Annotated in this window: 17 protein-coding genes; 11 read left to right on the top strand and 6 right to left on the bottom strand. The window is 62.4% G+C overall.

All coding sequences use genetic code 11. From position 1 onward, the window contains the following. Positions 1-39 precede the first annotated feature (39 nt). The 3 genes from AO692_RS00945 (at position 40) to AO692_RS00935 (ending at position 4,250) form a co-directional block, all read left to right on the top strand. Positions 40-1,959 carry a potassium transporter Kup gene (locus tag AO692_RS00945; RefSeq protein WP_054308150.1) on the top strand — a complete coding sequence of 640 codons (1,920 nt, stop codon included), beginning with the start codon at positions 40-42 and terminating at the stop codon, positions 1,957-1,959. Between the two features lie 171 nt (positions 1,960-2,130). After that, complete coding sequence (locus AO692_RS00940) at positions 2,131-2,985, top strand: alpha/beta hydrolase (protein WP_054308149.1); 855 nt, start codon at positions 2,131-2,133, stop codon at positions 2,983-2,985. Next, positions 2,985-4,250 carry an NAD(P)/FAD-dependent oxidoreductase gene (locus tag AO692_RS00935; protein WP_054308148.1) on the top strand — a complete coding sequence of 422 codons (1,266 nt, stop codon included), beginning with the start codon at positions 2,985-2,987 and terminating at the stop codon, positions 4,248-4,250. Before AO692_RS00940 ends, AO692_RS00935 begins: the two co-directional genes overlap by 1 nt. On the opposite strand, the gene AO692_RS00930 is transcribed toward AO692_RS00935, so the two are convergent. Further along, entirely contained in the window at positions 4,247-5,440 is a 1,194-nt protein-coding gene (locus tag AO692_RS00930) for an MFS transporter (protein WP_054308147.1), read from the bottom strand. The genes AO692_RS00935 and AO692_RS00930 overlap by 4 nt on opposite strands. A 111-nt stretch (positions 5,441-5,551) precedes the next feature. Between AO692_RS00930 and AO692_RS00925 the strand changes: the two genes are divergently transcribed. Beyond that, positions 5,552-6,466, top strand: coding sequence for a LysR family transcriptional regulator (locus tag AO692_RS00925; RefSeq protein ID WP_054308146.1), 915 nt, complete (start codon positions 5,552-5,554; stop codon positions 6,464-6,466). Positions 6,467-6,499: 33 nt separating this feature from the next. Here the strand turns inward: AO692_RS00925 and AO692_RS00920 are convergent, their stop codons facing one another. Further along, the gene (locus AO692_RS00920) at positions 6,500-7,222 is read right to left on the bottom strand and encodes a GNAT family N-acetyltransferase (RefSeq protein WP_054308145.1); all 723 of its coding nucleotides are present in this window, start codon (positions 7,220-7,222) and stop codon (positions 6,500-6,502) included. Positions 7,223-7,397: 175 nt separating this feature from the next. On the opposite strand from AO692_RS00920, the gene AO692_RS00915 reads away from it, so the two are divergent. The 5 genes from AO692_RS00915 to AO692_RS00895 all read left to right on the top strand — a co-directional run bounded on the left by AO692_RS00915 (position 7,398) and on the right by AO692_RS00895 (position 13,509). Further along, entirely contained in the window at positions 7,398-8,087 is a 690-nt protein-coding gene (locus tag AO692_RS00915; protein ID WP_054308144.1) for a TetR/AcrR family transcriptional regulator C-terminal domain-containing protein, read from the top strand. 4 nt (positions 8,088-8,091) lie between these two features. Next, positions 8,092-9,111 carry a ketol-acid reductoisomerase gene (gene ilvC, locus AO692_RS00910; RefSeq protein WP_054308143.1) on the top strand — a complete coding sequence of 340 codons (1,020 nt, stop codon included), beginning with the start codon at positions 8,092-8,094 and terminating at the stop codon, positions 9,109-9,111. 793 nt (positions 9,112-9,904) lie between these two features. Beyond that, positions 9,905-10,510 (top strand): gluconate 2-dehydrogenase subunit 3 family protein, encoded by a 606-nt coding sequence (locus AO692_RS00905; protein WP_244483217.1) that lies wholly within the window; start codon positions 9,905-9,907, stop codon positions 10,508-10,510. Between the two features lie 6 nt (positions 10,511-10,516). Next, positions 10,517-12,283: a GMC family oxidoreductase gene (locus AO692_RS00900; RefSeq protein WP_054308141.1), complete on the top strand. Its 1,767-nt coding sequence runs from the start codon at positions 10,517-10,519 to the stop codon at positions 12,281-12,283. Beyond that, positions 12,280-13,509, top strand: a complete 1,230-nt coding sequence (locus tag AO692_RS00895; RefSeq protein ID WP_054308140.1) for a cytochrome c — start codon at positions 12,280-12,282, stop codon at positions 13,507-13,509. Before AO692_RS00900 ends, AO692_RS00895 begins: the two co-directional genes overlap by 4 nt. 229 nt (positions 13,510-13,738) lie before the next feature. On the opposite strand, the gene AO692_RS00890 is transcribed toward AO692_RS00895, so the two are convergent. Beyond that, positions 13,739-14,311, bottom strand: a complete 573-nt coding sequence (locus AO692_RS00890; RefSeq protein ID WP_054308139.1) for a BA14K family protein — start codon at positions 14,309-14,311, stop codon at positions 13,739-13,741. A gap of 187 nt (positions 14,312-14,498) precedes the next feature. On the opposite strand from AO692_RS00890, the gene AO692_RS00885 reads away from it, so the two are divergent. Both AO692_RS00885 and AO692_RS00880 read left to right on the top strand, forming a co-directional pair. Continuing rightward, on the top strand, positions 14,499-15,608 hold the full coding sequence (locus AO692_RS00885; RefSeq protein ID WP_054308138.1) for an endonuclease/exonuclease/phosphatase family protein: 1,110 nt from the start codon (positions 14,499-14,501) through the stop codon (positions 15,606-15,608). A gap of 2 nt (positions 15,609-15,610) precedes the next feature. Next, positions 15,611-16,324 (top strand): hypothetical protein, encoded by a 714-nt coding sequence (locus tag AO692_RS00880; protein WP_054308137.1) that lies wholly within the window; start codon positions 15,611-15,613, stop codon positions 16,322-16,324. A gap of 6 nt (positions 16,325-16,330) precedes the next feature. Here AO692_RS00880 and AO692_RS00875 read toward each other — a convergent pair whose 3' ends face one another. The 3 genes from AO692_RS00875 to AO692_RS00865 are packed head-to-tail and all read right to left on the bottom strand — an operon-like array spanning position 16,331 to position 19,541. Beyond that, a complete protein-coding gene (locus AO692_RS00875) occupies positions 16,331-17,539 on the bottom strand; it encodes an ABC transporter permease (protein ID WP_054308136.1) in 1,209 nt (402 codons plus the stop codon). Continuing rightward, a complete protein-coding gene (locus AO692_RS00870) occupies positions 17,536-18,243 on the bottom strand; it encodes an ABC transporter ATP-binding protein (protein WP_054308135.1) in 708 nt (235 codons plus the stop codon). The genes AO692_RS00875 and AO692_RS00870 overlap by 4 nt, the downstream gene beginning before the upstream one ends. Before the next feature lie 2 nt (positions 18,244-18,245). After that, entirely contained in the window at positions 18,246-19,541 is a 1,296-nt protein-coding gene (locus AO692_RS00865; RefSeq protein ID WP_054308134.1) for an efflux RND transporter periplasmic adaptor subunit, read from the bottom strand. Positions 19,542-19,580 lie beyond the last annotated feature (39 nt).

Genomic DNA, 19,580 nt, shown 5'->3' with positions numbered 1-19,580 from the left:
AAGCGTAGAGCACCGCGCGCTTGAAACGGAGTGTCACCGATGGCCGCTGCCAACCATGGCGCTGAGGCTGAAGGAACCGAACTGCCCGAGCATTCAGGGGTTGAGCAGCACAGCACCAAGGTGCTGATGCTGGGTGCGCTGGGTGTCGTCTATGGCGACATCGGTACCAGCCCGATTTATGCCTTCCGCGAAGCGTTGGTCGCGGCCTCCGGCAGCGAACTTTCCAAACGCGAGGATGTTCTCGGTGTCCTGTCGTTGGTGATCTGGGCGCTGACGATCATCGTCACCATCAAATACATCATGTTCGTGCTGCGCGCCGACAACCGTGGCGAGGGCGGCACCCTGTCGCTGATGGCGCTGGCGCGCGCCACCTTCCAGAAACGCTCGGCGATCGTGCTCGGCATCGGCATGGTCGGTGCCTCGCTGTTCTACGGCGATGCCGTCATCACGCCAGCGATCTCGGTGCTGTCGGCCGTGGAAGGCATGAAGGTCGTCACCCCGACCTTCGACCCTTATGTGGTGCCGCTGACGCTGGTGATCCTGGCAATCCTGTTTTCCGTGCAGCGGTTCGGCACCGGCAGCGTAGCCTTGATCTTCGGGCCGATCACCGCGCTGTGGTTCGTTGCCATCGGTGTTTCCGGCATCGTTCACATCGTCGACGACCCGGAAGTGATGCTTGCCATCAATCCCTATTACATCGTGCATTTCCTCCTCAATTCGCCGGGCGTCGCCTTCGTCACCGTGGGTGCGATATTCCTAGCGGTGACGGGCGCGGAAGCGCTTTATGCCGATCTTGGTCATTTCGGCCGCAAGCCCATCGTGCTCGCCTGGCTCTGGGTGGTCTTTCCCTGCCTGCTGCTCAATTATGCCGGCCAGGCCGCCTATGTGCTGGCGAGGGGCGGCGAGATCGGCCATCCCTTCTTTGAAATGAACGAGGGCTGGGCGCTGATCCCGATGGTGGTGCTCGCCACTGCCGCCACCGTCATTGCGAGCCAGGCGGTCATTTCGGGCGCCTATTCGCTGACGCGCCAGGCTGTGCAGCTCAACATGCTGCCGCGCCTTGAGATCCAGCACACCTCCGAGAGGCAGTCCGGCCAGATCTACATGCCGCGCGTCAACTTCATCCTGGCGATCGTGGTCATGCTGCTGGTTGTCGGCTTCCAGCAGTCGAGTTCACTGGCTTCCGCCTACGGCATCTCGGTCACCGGCAACATGCTGGTCACAACCGTGCTCCTGTTCGTGATCATGACCCGGATCTGGAAATGGCATCTTGGCCTTGCCGTCGCGCTGACGGCATTGTTCGCCTTCATCGATATCGGTTTCTTCGTCTCCAACATCGTCAAGGTGTTCGAGGGTGGCTGGGCCTCGCTGGCGGTCGCCTTCTCGGTGGTGCTGGTGATGTGGACCTGGGTGCGCGGCAGCCGCTATCTGTTCGAAAAGACCCGTCGCAACGAAATCCCGCTCGATTTCCTCGCCGGCAATCTGCTCAAGAAGAAGCCGCAAGTGGTCGCCGGCACAGCCGTGTTCCTGACCAGCGATCCGCTGAGCGCGCCGACCGCACTCATGCACAGTCTCAAGCACTACAAGGTGCTGCACGAGCAGAATGTCATCCTTTCGGTGGTGACGGCGCCACAACCGATCGTGCCCGACAGCGAACGCGTCAAGATGGAGACGATCAACGAGCTGTTCATGCGGGTGTCGCTGACCTTCGGCTATATGGAGCAGCCGAACATTCCGAAGGCACTGGCCATCTGCCGCAAGCAGGGCTGGAAGTTCGACATCATGACGACGTCGTTCTTCCTGTCGCGCCGTTCGCTGAAGGCTTCGCCCAACTCGGGCATGCCGTTGTGGCAGGACCGGTTGTTCATAGGTCTTGCGCGGACCGCCGCCGACGCCACCGAGTATTTCCAGATTCCGACCGGCCGCGTCGTGGAAGTCGGTACGCAGGTGACGATCTAGCCTTGCGGAGAGGGCTGGCAGCAGCAGAGGTTGCTGCTTCCAGCTAAGTTCGAGGTGTCTGCGCAGGCTTTGACCTGGTCCTTCACTCAGAATTCACCGCGGGCGGCCGATCACCGCGTTGACAGCGCAAGCTGGAGCGACAACTCTCGGCCACAGTCCACGGGGGGCACCATGCACGCCTTGCTCAAACGTTACGCGGGGCTGGTAGGCGCCACGTTGATCGCTGCTTGGCCGATGAGCGCAACGGCCAGTGAAACCGTGGTGACGCTGGAGAACGGCATCGCCGGTACGCTCAACCTGCCGGATGGCGCCGAAAAGGTACCCGCGGTTCTGATGTTGCACGGCTTTGCCGGCAGCCGCGACGAAGTGGCTTCCATATACAAGCGCGAGGCCGAGGCACTTGCCGCCAAGGGCATCGGCTCACTGCGCATCGATTTCCGCGGCTTCGGTGAAAGCACCGGCAACGCCGAGGACCTGACCGTCGACAGCCAGCTGGAGGATGCACTCAGCAGTCTCTCTTTCCTGAGGGGCAATGAACACGTCGATCCGGCACGGCTCGGCGTGCTCGGTTTCAGCCTGGGCGGTGGCATTGCCATCCTGACGGCGGACCGGGAGCCGGGCACGGTCAAATCGTTGGTCACCTGGTCTTCGGTTGGCGATTTCCACAAGGACATGGTTGGCGACGTTGGCCAAAAGGCCTTCGACAAGGCCGCGAGCAAGGGTGTCGCCGTCATCGACTTCGGCGACCATCAGCTTGTGCTCAAGAAGGGGTTCTTCAACAGTCTCGACCGGTTCCCGCTCACGGCGGCTATCGCCCGCTATCGCGGCGCTTATCTCGCCATTGCCGGCAGTGACGATTTTTCCGGAGCCTATGTCGAGCCGTTCGTGGCATCTTCGGCAGCAAACCCCAAGGAGGCGGTGGTGCTGCCGGGCGAAAACCACATCTACCATGCGCTCAGCTATTTCAGCAGCGGCGTCGAGCCGGTCATCGCCAAGACCGCCGACTGGTTCGCCAAGACGCTGTAGTGGTTGCCCCTCTCGACATCGCGGTCGCCGGTGCCGGTCCGGCAGGGCTCGCCGCGGCACTCTATCTTCACCGTGCCGGTCACCGCGTCACCATCTTCGAGCGCTTCCATGAGCCGTCGCCTGTCGGCTCCGGCCTGATCCTGCAGCCGACGGGGCTGACGGTGCTTGCCGATCTCGGCCTGCTTGATGCAATCCTTGCGCTCGGCAGCCGCATCGAGCGCCTGCACGGCGCCGATGCCGCGAGCGGCCGCACGGTGCTCGACGTTCGCTACAATGCGCGGCCGGGCGGACGCTTCGGCCTTGCCGTGCATCGGGCGGCCCTGTTCGGCGTGCTCTATCGCGCGGTGCGCGAGGTCGGTATCTCCATTGAGACCGGTATTGAACTGGATGCGTTGGAGACGGGTGAGCGGGTTCGGTTGCTCTGCAATGACGGCCGCAATCTCGGACCGTTCAATCTCGTGGTCGATGCCTCCGGTTCGCGCTCGAAGTTGCGACGGCATGTCGCCCAACCGGCCGAACCGCGGCCACTCGCCTACGGTGCTTTCTGGACGTCGCTGGTCTGGCGTGGCGAGGGGTTTGACGAACATGCGCTCACCCAGCGCTACGACCGCGCCTCGGTGATGATCGGGGTGCTGCCGATCGGCCGCTCGGAACCGGGCGGCGACAAGATGGCAGCCTTCTTCTGGAGCCTCAGGCCGGCCGACGCCGAGGTGGTGCGGGCGAAGGGATTGGAAGCGTGGAAGGAACGGGTGCTCTCGCTGTGGCCGGCTTGCGCTTCCTATCTGGCGCAGATCGACAGCTTCGACCAGCTCACGCTCGCCCGCTATGGCCATCATACGCTGAAAGTTCCAGCCGGCCGGCGGCTTGCCGTCATCGGCGATGCCGCGCATTCGACGAGCCCGCAGCTCGGGCAGGGCGCTAATATGGCGTTGCTGGATGCTGCGGCGTTGAGCTATGCCCTCAAAACGAAGGGGGATCTCGAGGATGCACTCGGCGCCTATGCTGGAGCGCGGAGATGGCATGTGCGCACCTTCCAGGCGCTATCCTTGATGTTCACGCCCTTCTACCAGTCGGATTCGGTGCTTTTGCCATTCATCCGTGACCGTCTGGTCGCGACCGCGGCGCGGGTACCACCGGCGCCGCAATTGCTGGCCTCGATGGTGGCCGGAACGATGATCGATCCATTCCGGCCGATCGGCCTTGCCGAACGAAACTGGAGCGAGATCGGCACCAGCCCGACTGTTGCGGCTGTCGAAACCGTTTAGCAGCGCGCTGCGGCGGCTTCCACCGGTACCAGCGCCTGCCTCTGTTCACGGCGAATGGCGACGGTCGCGATAGCCAGCGCGAGCACCGGCGACAGAGCGGCGAACAGCGGCACGGCAGCCAGGCCCGGACCGTGGTCGATGACCAGTCCCAGCAACCAGGCGCCCAGCGCGTTGCCGAGGTTGAAGGCAGCGATGTTGAAGGACGAGACCAGGCTCTGGCCACCATCGCCGGCCTTGCCGAGCACCCAGAGCTGCAGCGGCGCCACCGTGGCGAAACCGACCGCGCCGAGAAGGCCGACAAAGAAGACCGCGGCAATCTGCTGATGGATGGCTGCTGCCATTGCCACCAACGTCAGTGCCAAAACCGCCAGTGTGCCGATGACAGTTGCCGTCAGCCGTTTGTCGGCGAGCTTCCCGCCGAGCAGGTTACCGATGAGCAGGCCGCCGCCGAAAACCAGCAGGATGGGGGAAACGGCCGTTTCCGGGAAGCCGGCGACCTCGGTCAGCAAGGGAGCGATATAGGTGAAGGCGCCGAAGATGCCGATCCAGGACAGGACGGTAACGGCAAGTCCGACAAGTACGGCGGGCCGCACCAGAACGGAGAGACTGCCGCCGTCTTCACTGGTCGTCGCGGCATCCGCCGGCAAGCGCCTTGGCACCAGGAACTGGATGACAGCTAGCGCGACAAATCCGATGAGCGTGACCGCCCAGAAGGTGGAGCGCCAGCCATAGTGCTGGCCAAGCCAGGTGCCGAAAGGCACGCCGAGGATGTTGGCCGCCGTGAGGCCGGTGAACATGACGGCGATTGCCGTCGCCTTCTTGTCCGCGGCGACGAGGCTGGTGGCAACCACCGAGCCGACGCCGAAGAAGGTGGCGTGCGCAAACGCTGTGACGACTCGAGCCGCCATCAGCGTCCAGTAGTCCGGCGCCAACGCACAGGCCGCGTTACCGAGTGTGAACACCACCATCAAGGCCAGCAGCAACGGCTTCTTCGGCAGCTTCGCTGTGGCGATGCCGAGCAATGGCGCTCCAAGGACCACGCCGAAAGCATAGCCGGAGATGAGCAGGCCGGCGGCGGAAATGGAGACGCCGAGGTCCTTGCCGACATCGATCAGCAGACCCATGATGACGAATTCGGTGACGCCGATGCCGAAGGCGCCGGCGGTGAGAGCATAAAGAGCTGGAGGCATGGCAAGGCTTTCCGGGTTGGGCGGAACAATCGAACCGGAAAATGGACAGGGTCTCTGCCTTGAACTAGATTGCCGTCTGGCAAAAGATTCATGAATTGATTTCACAAGCGAATGGCGCCCTCTCGCATTGATACCAACCGCCTTGGCGAGATGGACGTATTCGTGCGCGTGGTGGAGCTGTGCGGTTTTTCACCCGCGGCGAGAGCACTGAGACTTTCGCCCTCGGCCGTCAGCAAGCTGATCGCACGGCTGGAAGCGCGTCTTGGTGCACGGCTGTTCAATCGCTCGACACGCAAGCTGGCGCTGACCCCCGAGGGCAGCATTTTCTATGATCGGTGTGTGCGGATTCTTGCCGATGTTGACGGAGCTGAGCGCGAGGCGGCGGCAGGTGCCGTGCCGCGCGGACGCTTGCGCGTGAACTGCAATGTCGCGTTCTCGCAATGGGTGCTCACCCCGATCTTGCCGGAATTCCTGGCACGGTATCCCGAGATCGTGCTCGATCTTGTCGTTTCGGATGTTGTGGTGGATCTGTTGCAGGAACACGCCGACGTGGCGATCCGCATCGGCCCGCTCGCCAATTCCAGCCTGATTGCGCGCAAGCTGGGCGAGAGCCGGGCAATCGTGGTGGCCTCGCCTGCCTATCTGGAGCGTGCGGGTACGCCGCGGACGCCAGCCGATCTGGCCAGCCACAATCTGCTTGGTTTCGGCTTTTCCCGGCTGATCGAAGGCTGGCCTTTCCTTGACGAAAAAAAACGGGTGGTGCGCATCGCGCCGCTGGGCAATGCGCTCGTCAGCGATGGCGACACCATGCGCCGCCTCGCTGTCGCAGGAGCCGGCATTGCGCGCGTTGCCCGCTTCCAGATGGAAGAAGACCTTGCCGCCGGCCGGTTGGTGCCGCTGCTCGAAGACTACAGTCCCGGGGAGGTCGAGCCGATCCATGCGGTCTATGTCGGGCAGGGTGGTGTGTTACCGGCGCGTGTGCGTGCCTTCCTCGATTTCGTCGCCGAAAAAGCAAGGGTGAGGTAGCGGTTCTATTCCGAACCGCAACCGGCACCGCGTCTAGTGAATCCGCAAAGTCGTCCCGCGCCGGTGTAGTCCAAGCCGAGCAGCCACGCGCTGCGAGGAGCGATTGGCGCAGTCGGTGCTGTAGAACAGAGTTCGCGCCCGCAAGGATGGAAGCTGTGTCCATGCTGCGGTTACTGCCGCGCCCAAGCCTTGGCCACGAAAGGCCTTCATCGTCGTCACACCGATCTCAGCCCCGACATCCGACAATCGGGCGGCAAAGGCGATCGAAGCGATCTCGTCATCAACGATGGCCACACACCAGGGCGGCCAGAAATCCCCCGTGCCGTTGAATCCGACCTCCGTCAAACTTGCCGGCATGCCATTCGCCGAGAGCGGTTGCAGGAGGTTGCGTCCTTCCGCGCTTTCGCCGGTGACGATACGCACTCGTGAAGGGAAGGATAGTTCGTGTGGCAACTCATAGATCAAGCCGAAATCATGCCCAGCCGGTGCAAGCATTTCCAGATAGCGGTCGAGATGTATCGGTATGGCTGGATGCGCCAAGACCGGCTCCGTGGCTGCCAGACTTTCCAGTTCCACGGCAACGTGATCGGCAACGTGGGCCCCGATGCCGAACATGTTGCCCTCGGCGGAGCCTGCCAGCCAGAAACGCGGGCCGGGCGAGCAGTCCGGGTCGTTCTCCCGTTCGATGCGCCGATTTTGATCCAGGCGAAAAAGGGTACGATAGTCGAGGTCGAGCCAAGCGGTTTCTTGCTGCATGACGGTCAGGCTAGAGTTCCGTATTGCGGCTGTCGAGCCCATGGTATCCTGTCTTCGGAAGGTGATGGGGTGTCATTTTCCAACTGGCTCGGCAATTTTACTCAAGCGGGATTGACGGCGCTGTTTCCGGTTGTTAAAGCCGAACCGTAACGTACGGTACGGTTCGCGGTCGACAATGGAAACAGATATCAGTCAGAGCGGCGGGGAGGCGCAGAATGCGCAGCCCGAAGCGCTGACCGATCGCCAGAAAGACGTGCTGGACACCGTGTTGCGGCTTCTCGTGGAAGAGGGCGACCATCTTTCCATGACGACGGTGGCGCGACGCGCATCCTGTTCCAAGGAAACGCTCTACAAATGGTTCGGCGATCGTGACGGACTGCTCACCGCCACCGTGCGCTGGCAGGCGTCGAAGGTGCGGATCACTCCGGTCGATCAGGGCAATCCTGACCTGATTTCCCTGGTGGAAAGCCTGGAGGGCTATGCGCGTGATTGGTTGAAGGTCATCGCCAGCGACACGTCGATCGCGCTGAACAGGGTTGCCATCAGCCATGCCGGTTCGGGCAAGGACAATCTCGGTGCCATCGTGCTCGAAAACGGACGCTTTGCGCTCGCCAAGCGTCTGAAGCCCGTGCTCGATGCCGGCAAGCGGGCAGGGCATCTTGTCTTCGAGGATGCCGAGACCGCCTTTCGTACTTTTTTCGGCCTGGTCGCGCGCGACGTGCAGATCCGTCTCTTGCTCGGTGATTGGCCCGGTCTGACCGAAGCCACCATCGAGGCCGACGCTGCGCGCGCCACCCAGCAGTTTCTCGCTCTTTACGGGCAAAACCCCGGCCGCAAGGCCACTGACTTCAACGGGAAGGAATAAAGAAATGCGTGTCTACTACGATCGTGATGCCGATCTGAACCTGATCAAGGGCAAGAAGGTCGCCGTCATCGGCTACGGTTCGCAGGGCCGGGCCCATGCGCTGAACCTCAAGGATTCCGGCGTCAAGGAAATCGCTATCGGCCTCAAGGCCGGTTCGCCTACCGCCAAGAAGGTCGAGGCCGACGGGCTCAAGGTGCTTACCGTGGCGGAAGCCGCCAAATGGGCCGACCTGATGATGATGGCGACGCCTGACGAACTGCAGGCCGACATCTATAAGAACGAAATCGCGCCGAACATCCGCGATGGCGCGGCGATTGCCTTCGCGCACGGCCTGAATGTGCATTTCGGCCTGATCGAGCCGAAGGCGACGGTGGACGTGCTGATGGTCGCGCCGAAAGGTCCCGGCCATACAGTGCGCGGCGAATACCAGAAGGGCGGCGGCGTGCCGTGCCTGGTTGCCGTCCACCAGGATCCGTCGGGCAACGCGCTCGATCTCGCGCTCTCCTATGCGTGTGGCGTCGGCGGCGGCCGTTCCGGCATCATCGAGACCAATTTCCGCGAAGAATGCGAGACCGACCTGTTCGGCGAGCAGGTGGTTCTGTGCGGCGGCCTGGTCGAACTGATCCGCGCCGGTTTCGAGACGCTGGTGGAAGCCGGCTACGCGCCGGAAATGGCCTATTTCGAGTGCCTGCACGAAGTGAAGCTGATCGTCGACCTGATCTATGAAGGCGGTATCGCCAACATGAACTACTCGATCTCGAACACCGCCGAGTGGGGCGAGTATGTTTCCGGCCCGCGCATCATCACCGCCGAAACCAAGGCCGAGATGAAGCGTGTGCTCACCGACATCCAGACCGGCAGGTTCACTTCGGAATGGATGCAGGAGTACCGCTCCGGTCTCGCCCGCTTCAAGGCAACCCGCCGTCTCAACGACGAACACCCGATCGAACAGGTCGGCGAGAAGCTGCGCGGCATGATGCCCTGGATTTCGAAGAACAAGCTGGTCGACAAGGCCAAGAACTAAGTTCTGTCTCAAGCTCCTAGGCCGGTGCACCGGCCTAGGAGCGAGGGTGCGCTGCTATTTCCGACGACATCCTCAGGTAATGTTCAGTCGCAAAAGTCCAGGCCGGCGAATCTCTTCGCCGGCCTTTTTCATGTGCCATTACGGCACGGATCGAACTGGCATGAAGATCGCTTGTCGTCTGGTGGCGTGGGCCGCGACCCAGAAATGGACGCGGGCGGCAAAGTGGCGGTTCGCTGCTTTGCCGCGGCCAACAGTTCCGTACCGACACGACCGGTCCCGCGGGGGGCTCCGGCGGCGGTGCGAGAGCCGGCGCGGCGGGGGGCCGCGCCGGCTCAGCGCTTGAATGGCGCCGCTCGCAGAGCCAGCGCGCAGTTCCTGCGGGCAATCATCGCCGTGCTTTTTCTGCAGGTGATCGAGCCAGTCCGCCACCGGCATAATGGTGATCTGGCATAGAGGGAGGATGTCCGTTCATTGACGGTGCGGCCGCGATTCATTGCTACTGGTCCAACAGTTACTGGACTGAACTGACAGTTAGCGTCTTGTCGCCTCGGCGGATCGTCCTAAACTTTCCCTCGTCGGGACTCATCCTGGCTGACTCACCCATCCGGCCTTTCGCGCCGGAAAGGCAGACGAGGGACAGCTGATGCCAGATTCCCTATCGGGGCGGATTTCGCGCCGCACCCTTCTTTCGAGCGTAGGGATCGCAATCTTAGCAAGTGGTTCTTCTGCAGCGGCCCGCAGTCTGTCGGGAACGCTGCCTTGGGAACCTTTCAGTGCCGATCCGCCGCAGCCTGTGACATCGGTCGGCTGGAATTTCTTCAAGCCGGAAGAGGCACGGGCGATCGAAGCCATCGTGGACCGGCTCGTTCCGGCCGACGATCTGAGCGTCGGCGGCAAGGACGCGGGCTGCGCAGTCTACATCGACCGGCAGCTCGTCAGCGACTACGGCGTTTCCAGCCGGCTTTACATGAAAGGACCGTTCAAGCCCGGCCTGTCGACGCAGGGCTATCAGGGGCAGGCCACACCGGCCATGCGCTACCGACAAGGTCTGGCCGCGCTCGACGCCTGGGCGAAACAGAACAAGGATGGCAAGAGCTTCGCCGATCTTGCGCCCGAGGACCAAGACGCCCTGCTGAAAGAGATGGAAGCGGGAAAGGTCGAATTTCCCGATGGCGTGGATGCCAAGGCGTTCTTCGCGCTCGTTCTGGCCAATACGATGGAAGGCTTCTTCGCCGATCCGATCTATGGCGGCAATCGCGACATGGTTTCGTGGCGCATGCTTGGCTTTCCCGGTGCGCGCTACGACTATCGCGACCACGTCTCAAAACACAATGAGCCTTATCCGCTTGCTCCGGTTTCGATCGCCGGCGCGCCAGAATGGATGGGAAAGAAGGGTTGAGCCGCGATGACCAAAATACTCCCGAAGAAGGATGTGGTGATCATCGGTCTTGGCTGGACCGGATCGATTCTCGCGCATGAGCTGACCGACGAAGGGCTCGACGTGGTCGCTATCGAGCGTGGACCCTGGCGCGATACGGCAACGGATTTCAACATCGGCTATGCGCAGGACGAGCTCCGTTACGCAGTCCGGCGTGATCTTTTCCTGCAGCCGGTCGTCGAAACCTTTACCATGCGTAACAATCCGTCCGAAGAGGCGCTGCCGATGCGAGATTTCGGCTCGTTTCTTCCCGGCAACGGCGTCGGCGGCGCCGGTGTCCACTGGAACGGCCATACATGGCGATTCTGGGATAGCGATTTCCGCATACGCACCCATTTGAGCGAACGCTATGGCGAACAGAAATTCGCCGGTCTCGAGCTGCAGGACTGGGGTATCACCGGTTCGGAGATCGAAAACGCCTACGATCGCTTCGAATATCTGTGCGGCATCTCCGGCAAGGCAGGCAATATCAAAGGGCAGATCCAGGAAGGCGGCAATCCATTCGAGGATTCGCGCGAGCGCGACTATCCGCTTCCGCCGATGCAGATGACCTATGCGCCGACGCTGTTCGCCGAAACGGCCAAGTCGCTGGGTTGGCATCCCTTTCCGACGCCTTCGGCCAATCTTTCCAAGGATTATGTGAATCCGCTCGGCATCGCCATGGGACAGTGCACCTTCTGCGGTTTCTGCGAGCGTTTCGGCTGCGCCAACTATTCGAAGTCGAGTGCGCAGACGACGATCCTGCCGCTTCTGATGAAGAAATCGAATTTCGAAGTGCGCACCAACAGCGAAGTGCTCAGGGTGGATCTCGACGGCTCGGGAAAGATGGCGCGCGGGGTCACCTATGTCGACACGTCGGGAGAAGAGTTCTTCCAGCCGGCGGAAATTGTGCTGATCTGCGCCTATGCACTGCATAACGTCCGGCTGATGATGTTGTCGGGCATCGGCAGCATCTACGACCCGGTGACCGGGCAAGGCACTGTCGGGCGCAACTACTGCTATCAGACCAATGCCGGCACGAAGGTGTTCTTCGACGATAAGAACTTCAACCCCTTCATCGCCGCCGGCGCGCTTGGTCAGTCGCTTGATGACTTCAACGGCGATGCCTTCGACCACGGCGCGGTCGATTTCGTCGGCGGCGCCGGCATGAACTGCATTCCGACCAATGGCCGCCCGATCGGAAATCGACCCACACCGCCCGGAACGCCGAATTGGGGCACGGAATGGAAGAGGGCGACGGTGGAGGCCTACAAGGGCACGCTGTCCTTCTCCACGCAGGGGTCCAGTTATCCGGCCAGAAACAACTATCTCGACCTCGATCCGACCTATACCGATCGATACGGTCGACCGCTCATGCGCATGACTTTCGACTTCCCCGACAACGACATCCGCATGTCGAACTATGTATCGGACAGGATGGAGGAACTGGCCAAGGCCCTTGGGGGACGGCAATACGTTGTCGGCCGTGCTAAAAAGGGCTGGAACTCGGTCCCTTACCAGAGCACGCACAATACGGGCGGCGCCGTCATGGGCAGCGACCCCAAGACGAGTGCGATCAACAGATATCTGCAGAGTTGGGATGTGCCCAACGTCTTCGTTATCGGAGCTTCGGCGTTCGCCCACAATGCCGGCAAGAACCCCACCGGCACGGTGGGTGCGCTGGCCTTCTGGGCTGCCGACGCAATCCGCCAGCAATATCTCCGGGCACCCGGCAAGCCGTTGGTGCAGGCATGAGACGCGGTATCTTCACGCTCACGCTGTTCGCAAGCGCCGCATTCGCCGGCGATTTCTCACAAGCGTCGGAACAGTTGGCCGACCATCTCATTCGCGGCCAGTATCAGGCGATCATCGGAGACTGTACAGCCTGCCACAGCAAGCAAGGTGGAAAGCCCTTCGCCGGCGGCGAGCCGCTGCAAACGCCGTTCGGCGCCCTGGTGCCCCCCAATATCACGCCGGATCGCGAGACCGGAATCGGCAACTGGTCGGAAGCGGATTTTCGAAATGCGCTGAAAAAGGGCGTAGGTCACGGCGGGAAACGCCTTTACCCTGCCATGCCTTATCCCGCTTACACCAAGATGCCGGACAGCGACATCTCCGATCTGTGGGCCTACATGAGGACCATCGAACCGGTTCATAATCCGGTCGAGGCCAACCAGTTGCCCTTTCCCCTCAACGTCCGGCTTCTCATGGCAGGCTGGAACGGCATCAATTTCTCGCCCGAGCCCTTTAAAGCAGATCCCGATCAGTCCGAGGAGTGGAATCGCGGCGCCTATCTTGTCCAGGGGCCGGGCCATTGTGGCACTTGCCACTCGCCCAAGACCGTTCTCGGTGCCGACAAGACCGACGAGGCGCTGCAAGGCGCATCGTTGCAGGGCTGGTATGCGCCCGCGATCACGGGGAGTGTCGCGAACGGTATCGGCGGGTGGAGCAAGGACGAGATCGTACGATACCTGAAGACCGGCAGTAACGGCCGTACGATCGCATCCGGGCCAATGTCGGAAGCTATAGAGCACTCCACCTCGAAGATGGACGAGGCCGACCTGAAGGCCATCGCCGTCTATCTCCAGACGGTTCCGCCTCTGGACGACCCGGAACAGAAGTCGATTTCGGCCGACGATCCGCAGTTCAAGATCGGTGCAGCGATCTACCACGACACGTGCTCTGCCTGTCACGGTATGGATGGCAAGGGTGCCGGCCAGCTTTTCCCAGCCCTTGCCGACAACGCGATTGTTCGGCAGCCAAGCATCGAAACCCTGGCGCGCCTCGTTCTGGCTGGCAGCCAAGGCGTCCATACCAAGACGATGAAAACGACGCCGGCCATGCCATCGCTTGCCTGGCGGCTCGATGATGAACAGATCGCCGCCGTTCTGACTTATGTCCGCAACAGCTGGGACAACGCGGCGCCGCCTGCCTCAGCCAGTGACGTCGCTTCGGTTCGTCAGTCCTTGACTGATCAGTGACTGACAAAGAAGCGCGGTCAGGAGTACAAAACATAGTCCGGGATGGCATTCGCCTCGCGTCGAGCCTGCCCGTTTACCGATGCAAACCTCGGTGGCCGCTGCCGGATTTCGCAAGCAATGGGCACACGATATCGTTGCAGCTGTCCTTCGTGCTCAAGGATAAGTCCCCGTCAGACTACAAGAGCCGGCGCGGCGGCTCCGCCGCGCCGGCTCTTGTGTTTCAGTTGGCCTAGTAGCGGTAGGGCGAAACGCACTGCCGACGTGGTCCGTAATTGGGCTGGAAGGTGTTGTCCCAGGCCCGATACGAGCGATAGCGCGAGTAGCACCACTGGACATGACCGGATGCGCGCGGCGCGCGGTAGATACGCGGGCGCGGCCGATAGTAGTAGTCGTCATACATCAGCCCGGAGCCGAGAAGGCCAAGGCCGAGATAGACGCCGGAATTGTCCCAGCCGCGGCGGTGGTGGCGGCGATAGCGCCAGCCGTCGTCGCGCCAGCCGCGGCGCCAACCACGGTCGCCTCGCCAACCACGGTCGCCGCGCCAATGGCGGTCGCCGCGCCAGCCGCCATCGCGACGCCAACCGCGATCACCGCGCCAACCGCGACGCCATTCCTCATTCATTCTGACGCCGCCGCCATTGTTACCGCCGGCCCAGCTATCACGAACCTTTTGTACATCGGTTTGCGCAGGGGTTGCGGGCACCGCTGGCGCGGGCATGGGAACAGACAAGGCCGGTGCCGAGAGACCGACCAGCAGGCCGAGCGTCACGAGCCCGGTACGGAAGTTGATGAGCCGTTTCATAACACTCTCCAATGAACCACAGGCCCCGCGCCGTAGGATTCCGAGGATGGCGCGACAATGGGCTTCGCTCGATGAACGAGTGATGAACGGAAAGGTTTCATCAACTATTCCAAACTGCTTGTCGCGTGTCGTTATCGAACAGGATCAGCCCTTGTCTTTGCGACGGCTTACGGGCAAAGCTCGCGCCATGTCGCTGCGCCTCGCCACCTTCAATGTCGAGAACCTGATGAACAGGTTCGATTTTTCGGGCTACCGCAACCAGCTCAACGAGGACCGCACGCTGGCGCTCTTCGACATTCGCAGTGAGGCCGAGTACCGGCAGCTCGAACAGGCGCGGGTGATTGCCCATTCCGACGACACGCGCCAGCTCACGGCGCTCGCGATCGCCGCAACGCGAGCCGACATCATCTGCCTGCAGGAAGTGGACAATATCGAAGCGCTGAAAGCCTTCGAATATGGCTATCTGTTCAAGATGGTGGGCGAAGGCTACCGCCAGAAATACACCACCGACGGCAACGATTCGCGTGGCATCGACGTCGCCGTGATGATGCGCACCGAAACCGCGCATGGCCAGCCGATCGACTTCGTGCGCATGACCAGCCACGCCTATGTCACCTTCGAGCAGGCCGGCCTGTTCACGCCGGAGCTCGCGGCACTGGGTTACGAAGCCAATGAACGTATCTTCAGGCGCGACTGCCTGGAGATTGACCTCAGGGTGGGCGCTGTGCCGCTGACGCTTTATCTCGTGCATTTCAAGTCGATGGGGCCGCCGCGCAACGGGCTGGACGGCCGTGCCGCAACCATGCCGCTGCGCATTGCGGAAGCGCGCGCGGTGCGCCATATCATCGAACAGCGCTTCGGTGCCGAACATGCCGCCGACAAGCGCTGGGCCATCTGCGGCGACATGAACGACTACCGCCACCGTGTTCTCATCAGCGGCGATGCCTATGCAGGGTACAATTTCCAGCCGGTAGCGGAGGCGGAATCCTGCCTGAATGTCTTTCTTGCGGATGGCTTTGCCGAGAACATCGTCGAGCGGCGTCCCGAAATGGATCGCTGGACGCTTTATCACACGCGCGGTCCGCAGGAGCGGCATCTGTGCCAGCTCGACTACATCCTGCTGTCGAAAGGGCTGGCAGTGCGCAACGCCGCCATTCCCGACATTATCCGCAACGGCCAGCCCTGGCGCACCCCGTTTCCACCTGACCAGGAGGTTGAGCGCTTCCCGCGCATCGGCTGGGACAGGCCGAAGGCCTCCGACCATTGTCCGGTGGCCGTCACCCTGGATCTCGTCTGAGGATGGCTCGGTTCGAGATTCCACGGGGCATCATCCAGCCCGTCGCTTCGGTGGACGTGCGGCTGGATCCCCGGCCGCACCCGTTCGAAATCGAGAATGTCGCAGTCATCGAAGAAAACTGGCGGCAGGAACATGCCACCAATCCGCGCCTCTATGACGGTACCCTGATGCTGCCTTCAGAGTTGAAACTCAATGGCGAAGGTGAACTGATCGGTCGCTGTCACGCGGTGCGGTTCGCGACAATGCTCTATTGGCGCAAGAACAAGGGCAGTCCCGATATAGAGCATTGTTTCGCACAGGCGGCACTGGTGGCACGCGACGGTGCGATGGTTGCGGTGCGCATGGGGCCACACACGGCCAATGCCGGCCGGGTCTATTTCGCCGCCGGTTCCTTCGAGCCGGAGGATTTTGTCGATGGACGCGCCGACACGGTCGGCAACATGCATCGCGAGGTGATGGAAGAAACCGGGCTCGACCTGACCCATACGCTGCGCGAACAGAGTTACCATCTGCATTCGATCAACGGTTCGACCATGCTGTTTCAGCGCTATTATCTCGAAGAGGATGCCGAAACCGTGGCTGAGCGGATCCGCGCCTTTGTCGCTTCGGAAATCGAACCCGAGATAGAGGGGCCGGTGATCATCCGCTCGGCCGATGACCTCCCGGAAGGAACGCTGAACCACCTTGCCGCCATCACGCGGTGGCACTTCTCCTGAGTTGGTCTATTCGTGCCGTAGCGCCTCGATCGGATCGAGCCGCGCGCCGCGCAAGGCTGGGAAGAAGCCAAACACCATGCCGATCAACGCCGAGAAGCCGACAGCGAGCAGGATGACGGCAGGGCTCGGCGCGAAGGGGATCGACATCGTCACCGCCGCCAATCCGGCCAATGACAGGCCCAGCAGGATGCCGATGATACCGCCGAGCAAGGACAGCACCGTCGCCTCGACCAGGAATTGGATGAGGATATGGCGCTCGTGCGCGCCGATGGCGAGCCGGATACCGATCTCGCGGGTGCGCTCGGTGACGGATACCAGCATGATGTTCATGATGCCGATGCCGCCGACCAGCAGGCTCACCCCGGCGACGGCGCCCAGCATGCCGGTCATGGTCGCGGTAGCGCTCGCCATCGTGTCGGCGATCTGCGTCATGTCGCGGATGTCGAAGTCGTTTTCACCGTCCGGCGGCACGCGTCGTGCATCGCGCAGGATGCCCTCGACACGAGGCAGGAGTATCGAAGTCGGCGTGGCCTCATCAGCGGCGACGTAGATGTTGTCGACATTGCGGTTGCCGGCGATGCGCCGCTGAAAGGCATGCAGCGGCATCAACACGACATTGTCCTGGTCCTGGCCGAAACCGGTGTAACCCTTCGCCTCGAGCAGGCCGATCACCTGACAGCTCATCTGGTTGACGCGGATGGCTTCGCCGACCGGATCGCCGGCACCGAAGAATTGCTGGCGCACCGTCTCGCCGATCAGGCATACGCCCGTGCCCGAGCGGGTCTCGGATTCGGAAAAAGCACGGCCGGTAGCGAGTTTCCAGTCGCGGGCGTCGAGAAACGCACTCTCGGTGCCGGTGACACCCGTGACCAGGCTTTCCGTGCCGAAGACGGCGCGCACCTGCTTTTGCGCGGCGGGCGCAATCGCACGAGCACCGGACAATTGCCTGGACAGCGCTTCGGCATCCTTCTCTTCGAGCGGTCGGGCAACCGTGTCGGAGCTCCTGGGACCATTGAAGCGTCCCGAGCGCACCACGAGCAGATTCGATCCCAGCTTGGAGATGTCTGCCTTGACCTTCTGCGTCGTGCCGGAGCCGATGGTCAGCATGGCGATGACGGCGGCCACGCCGATGACGATGCCGAGCAAGGTCAGGAATGAGCGCAGCGCATTGCGGCGGACGGAACGTAGCGCAAGACGGATGGTCTCCCAGATCATGTGACTGCCTCCGCTGTTCTGGCATCGGAAGCGACATGACCGTCGAGGAAGCGAATGGTTCTGCCGGCATAGGCCGCGATATCCGGCTCGTGGGTGACCATGACGATGGTCAGGCCGAGTTCCTGGTTCAGCCGGGTCAGCAGGTCCATGATCTCATGGCTGCGGGCCGTATCGAGATTGCCGGTCGGCTCGTCGGCCACCAGAAGGGTTGGACGGCTGACGATGGCGCGGGCAATCGCCACGCGCTGTTGCTGACCGCCGGAGAGTTCGGCCGGTGTGTGGTGCTCGCGTCCGGTCAGTCCCACCTCGGCCAATGCCTGCATGGCAAGTTGGCGGCGCTCGTTATGGGCGACGCCGCGATAGATCAGCGGCAGTTCGACATTTTCGGCCGCCGTGGTGCGCGGCAGAAGGTTGTAGCCCTGGAAGACGAAGCCGATATGCAGGTTGCGCAAAGTGGCGCGGCGGCCGCGGTCGAGCCGGCCGGCGTCCACGCCCATGAAGCTGTAGGTGCCTGCGGTCGGCGTGTCGAGGCAGCCGACGATGTTCATCGCCGTGGATTTTCCGGAGCCGGAAGGCCCCATGATGGCGACGAACTCGCCACGGGGAATGGCAAGATCGATGCCCGCCAAGGCATTTACCCGAGCCTCGCCTTCGCCATAGGTCTTCCAGACCTTGTCGAAGTTTATCAGGGGAGCGCCCGTCATGGTCAGCTGCGCTGCTGGGCGGCGGTGATGACGAGATCGCCTTCGTCCAGTCCGGACAGAACCTCGGTCAGGTCGCCATTGGTCGATCCCACGGTGACGTCCACGGGGCGAGGCCGGCCATCTTTCAGAACGTAGAGGCGGCGCGTGCCTTCCGGGCCGCGCGCCTGCTGCCGATCACGGGCCCCGGCGTTGCCGCGGTTCGGGCGGCCGGTGAACATCGACAACAGGCTGAATTCGCGGCTGCGGGCATCAGAGGACGGGCGGAAGCGGAAGGCGGAAGAGGGAACCGTCAGCGCATCCTTTGCCTGTTTGGTCACAACCGAGACCGTTGCCGTCATGCCGGGACGCAGCAGCAATTCACCATTGTCCACCTCGAGGCGGGCCTTGTAGGTGACGACGCCGTCGGTGGTGACGGATGCATAGGCGATTTCACGGATCTGCGCGTTGAACGGACGGTCCGGGAAGGCATCCACGGTGAAGCGGGCATTCTGACCGGGCTGGACGGTACCGATATCAGCCTCATCGATCGCGGCCTGCACTTCCATCTTCTTCAGGTCCGCGGCAAGGACGAACAGCACGGGCGCCTGCAGCGAGGAGGCAACCGTCTGGCCGGGATCGACCGAACGGGTAAGCACGATGCCGTCGATCGGCGCATAGATGGTGCTCTTGGCGAGGTCGGTCTGCTGCGCCTTCAGATCGGCATTGGCGATCGCGAGGCTGGCTTCCGCGCTGTCCAACGCCGCCTTGGCGCGATCGCGTGCGGCTTGCGCGGTATCGAGCGCCTGCTGGGTGGCCATGCCGCGTTTTGTCAGTTCGGACGTACGCGACAGGCTCTGTTCGTTTTCACGCAGCGTGACCTGCGCTGTTTCAACAGCGGCGGTTGCTGCTTTGGCGGAGGCCTTGGCCCGTTCGATCTGTACTTCCAGCTTCAAGGTGTCCAGCGAAGCCAACACATCGCCTTTCTTGACCTGCTGGTTTTCTTCTACGGTGACCGAGCGGACGATGCCGGAGAGCTCGGAAGAGATGTCGACCTGGGTGAGGGGCTGCAAAGTGCCCGTGGCTGAAACCTGGACAGTCAGATCGGCGCGCGCGGCAGGCTGCGTGGTGTAGTCGATGCGAACAGGAGTGCCGGCATACCAGCGCCAGCCGCCAAAGGCGGCGGCTATGACGAGGATGGCGAGCAGCGCATAAAGCCAGCCGCGCCGGCGCTGTCTTGCAGTGCCGGGTGCATCGAGATTGAGGGACGCCTTGATGGCGGAAGCCTCGTCCGCCTCTGGCCGCTTGACAGTCTGGTCCACGCTGGACCCCTATGCTGCTCGAAATGTCCCTACTTGCGC

It is taken from the genome of Mesorhizobium sp. 1M-11, assembly GCF_001303895.1.
In the GTDB taxonomy this organism is placed as follows: domain Bacteria; phylum Pseudomonadota; class Alphaproteobacteria; order Rhizobiales; family Rhizobiaceae; genus Mesorhizobium.
The sequence above is the reverse complement of the archived record's forward strand: the minus strand, read 5'-3'. Positions and strand labels throughout refer to the sequence as shown.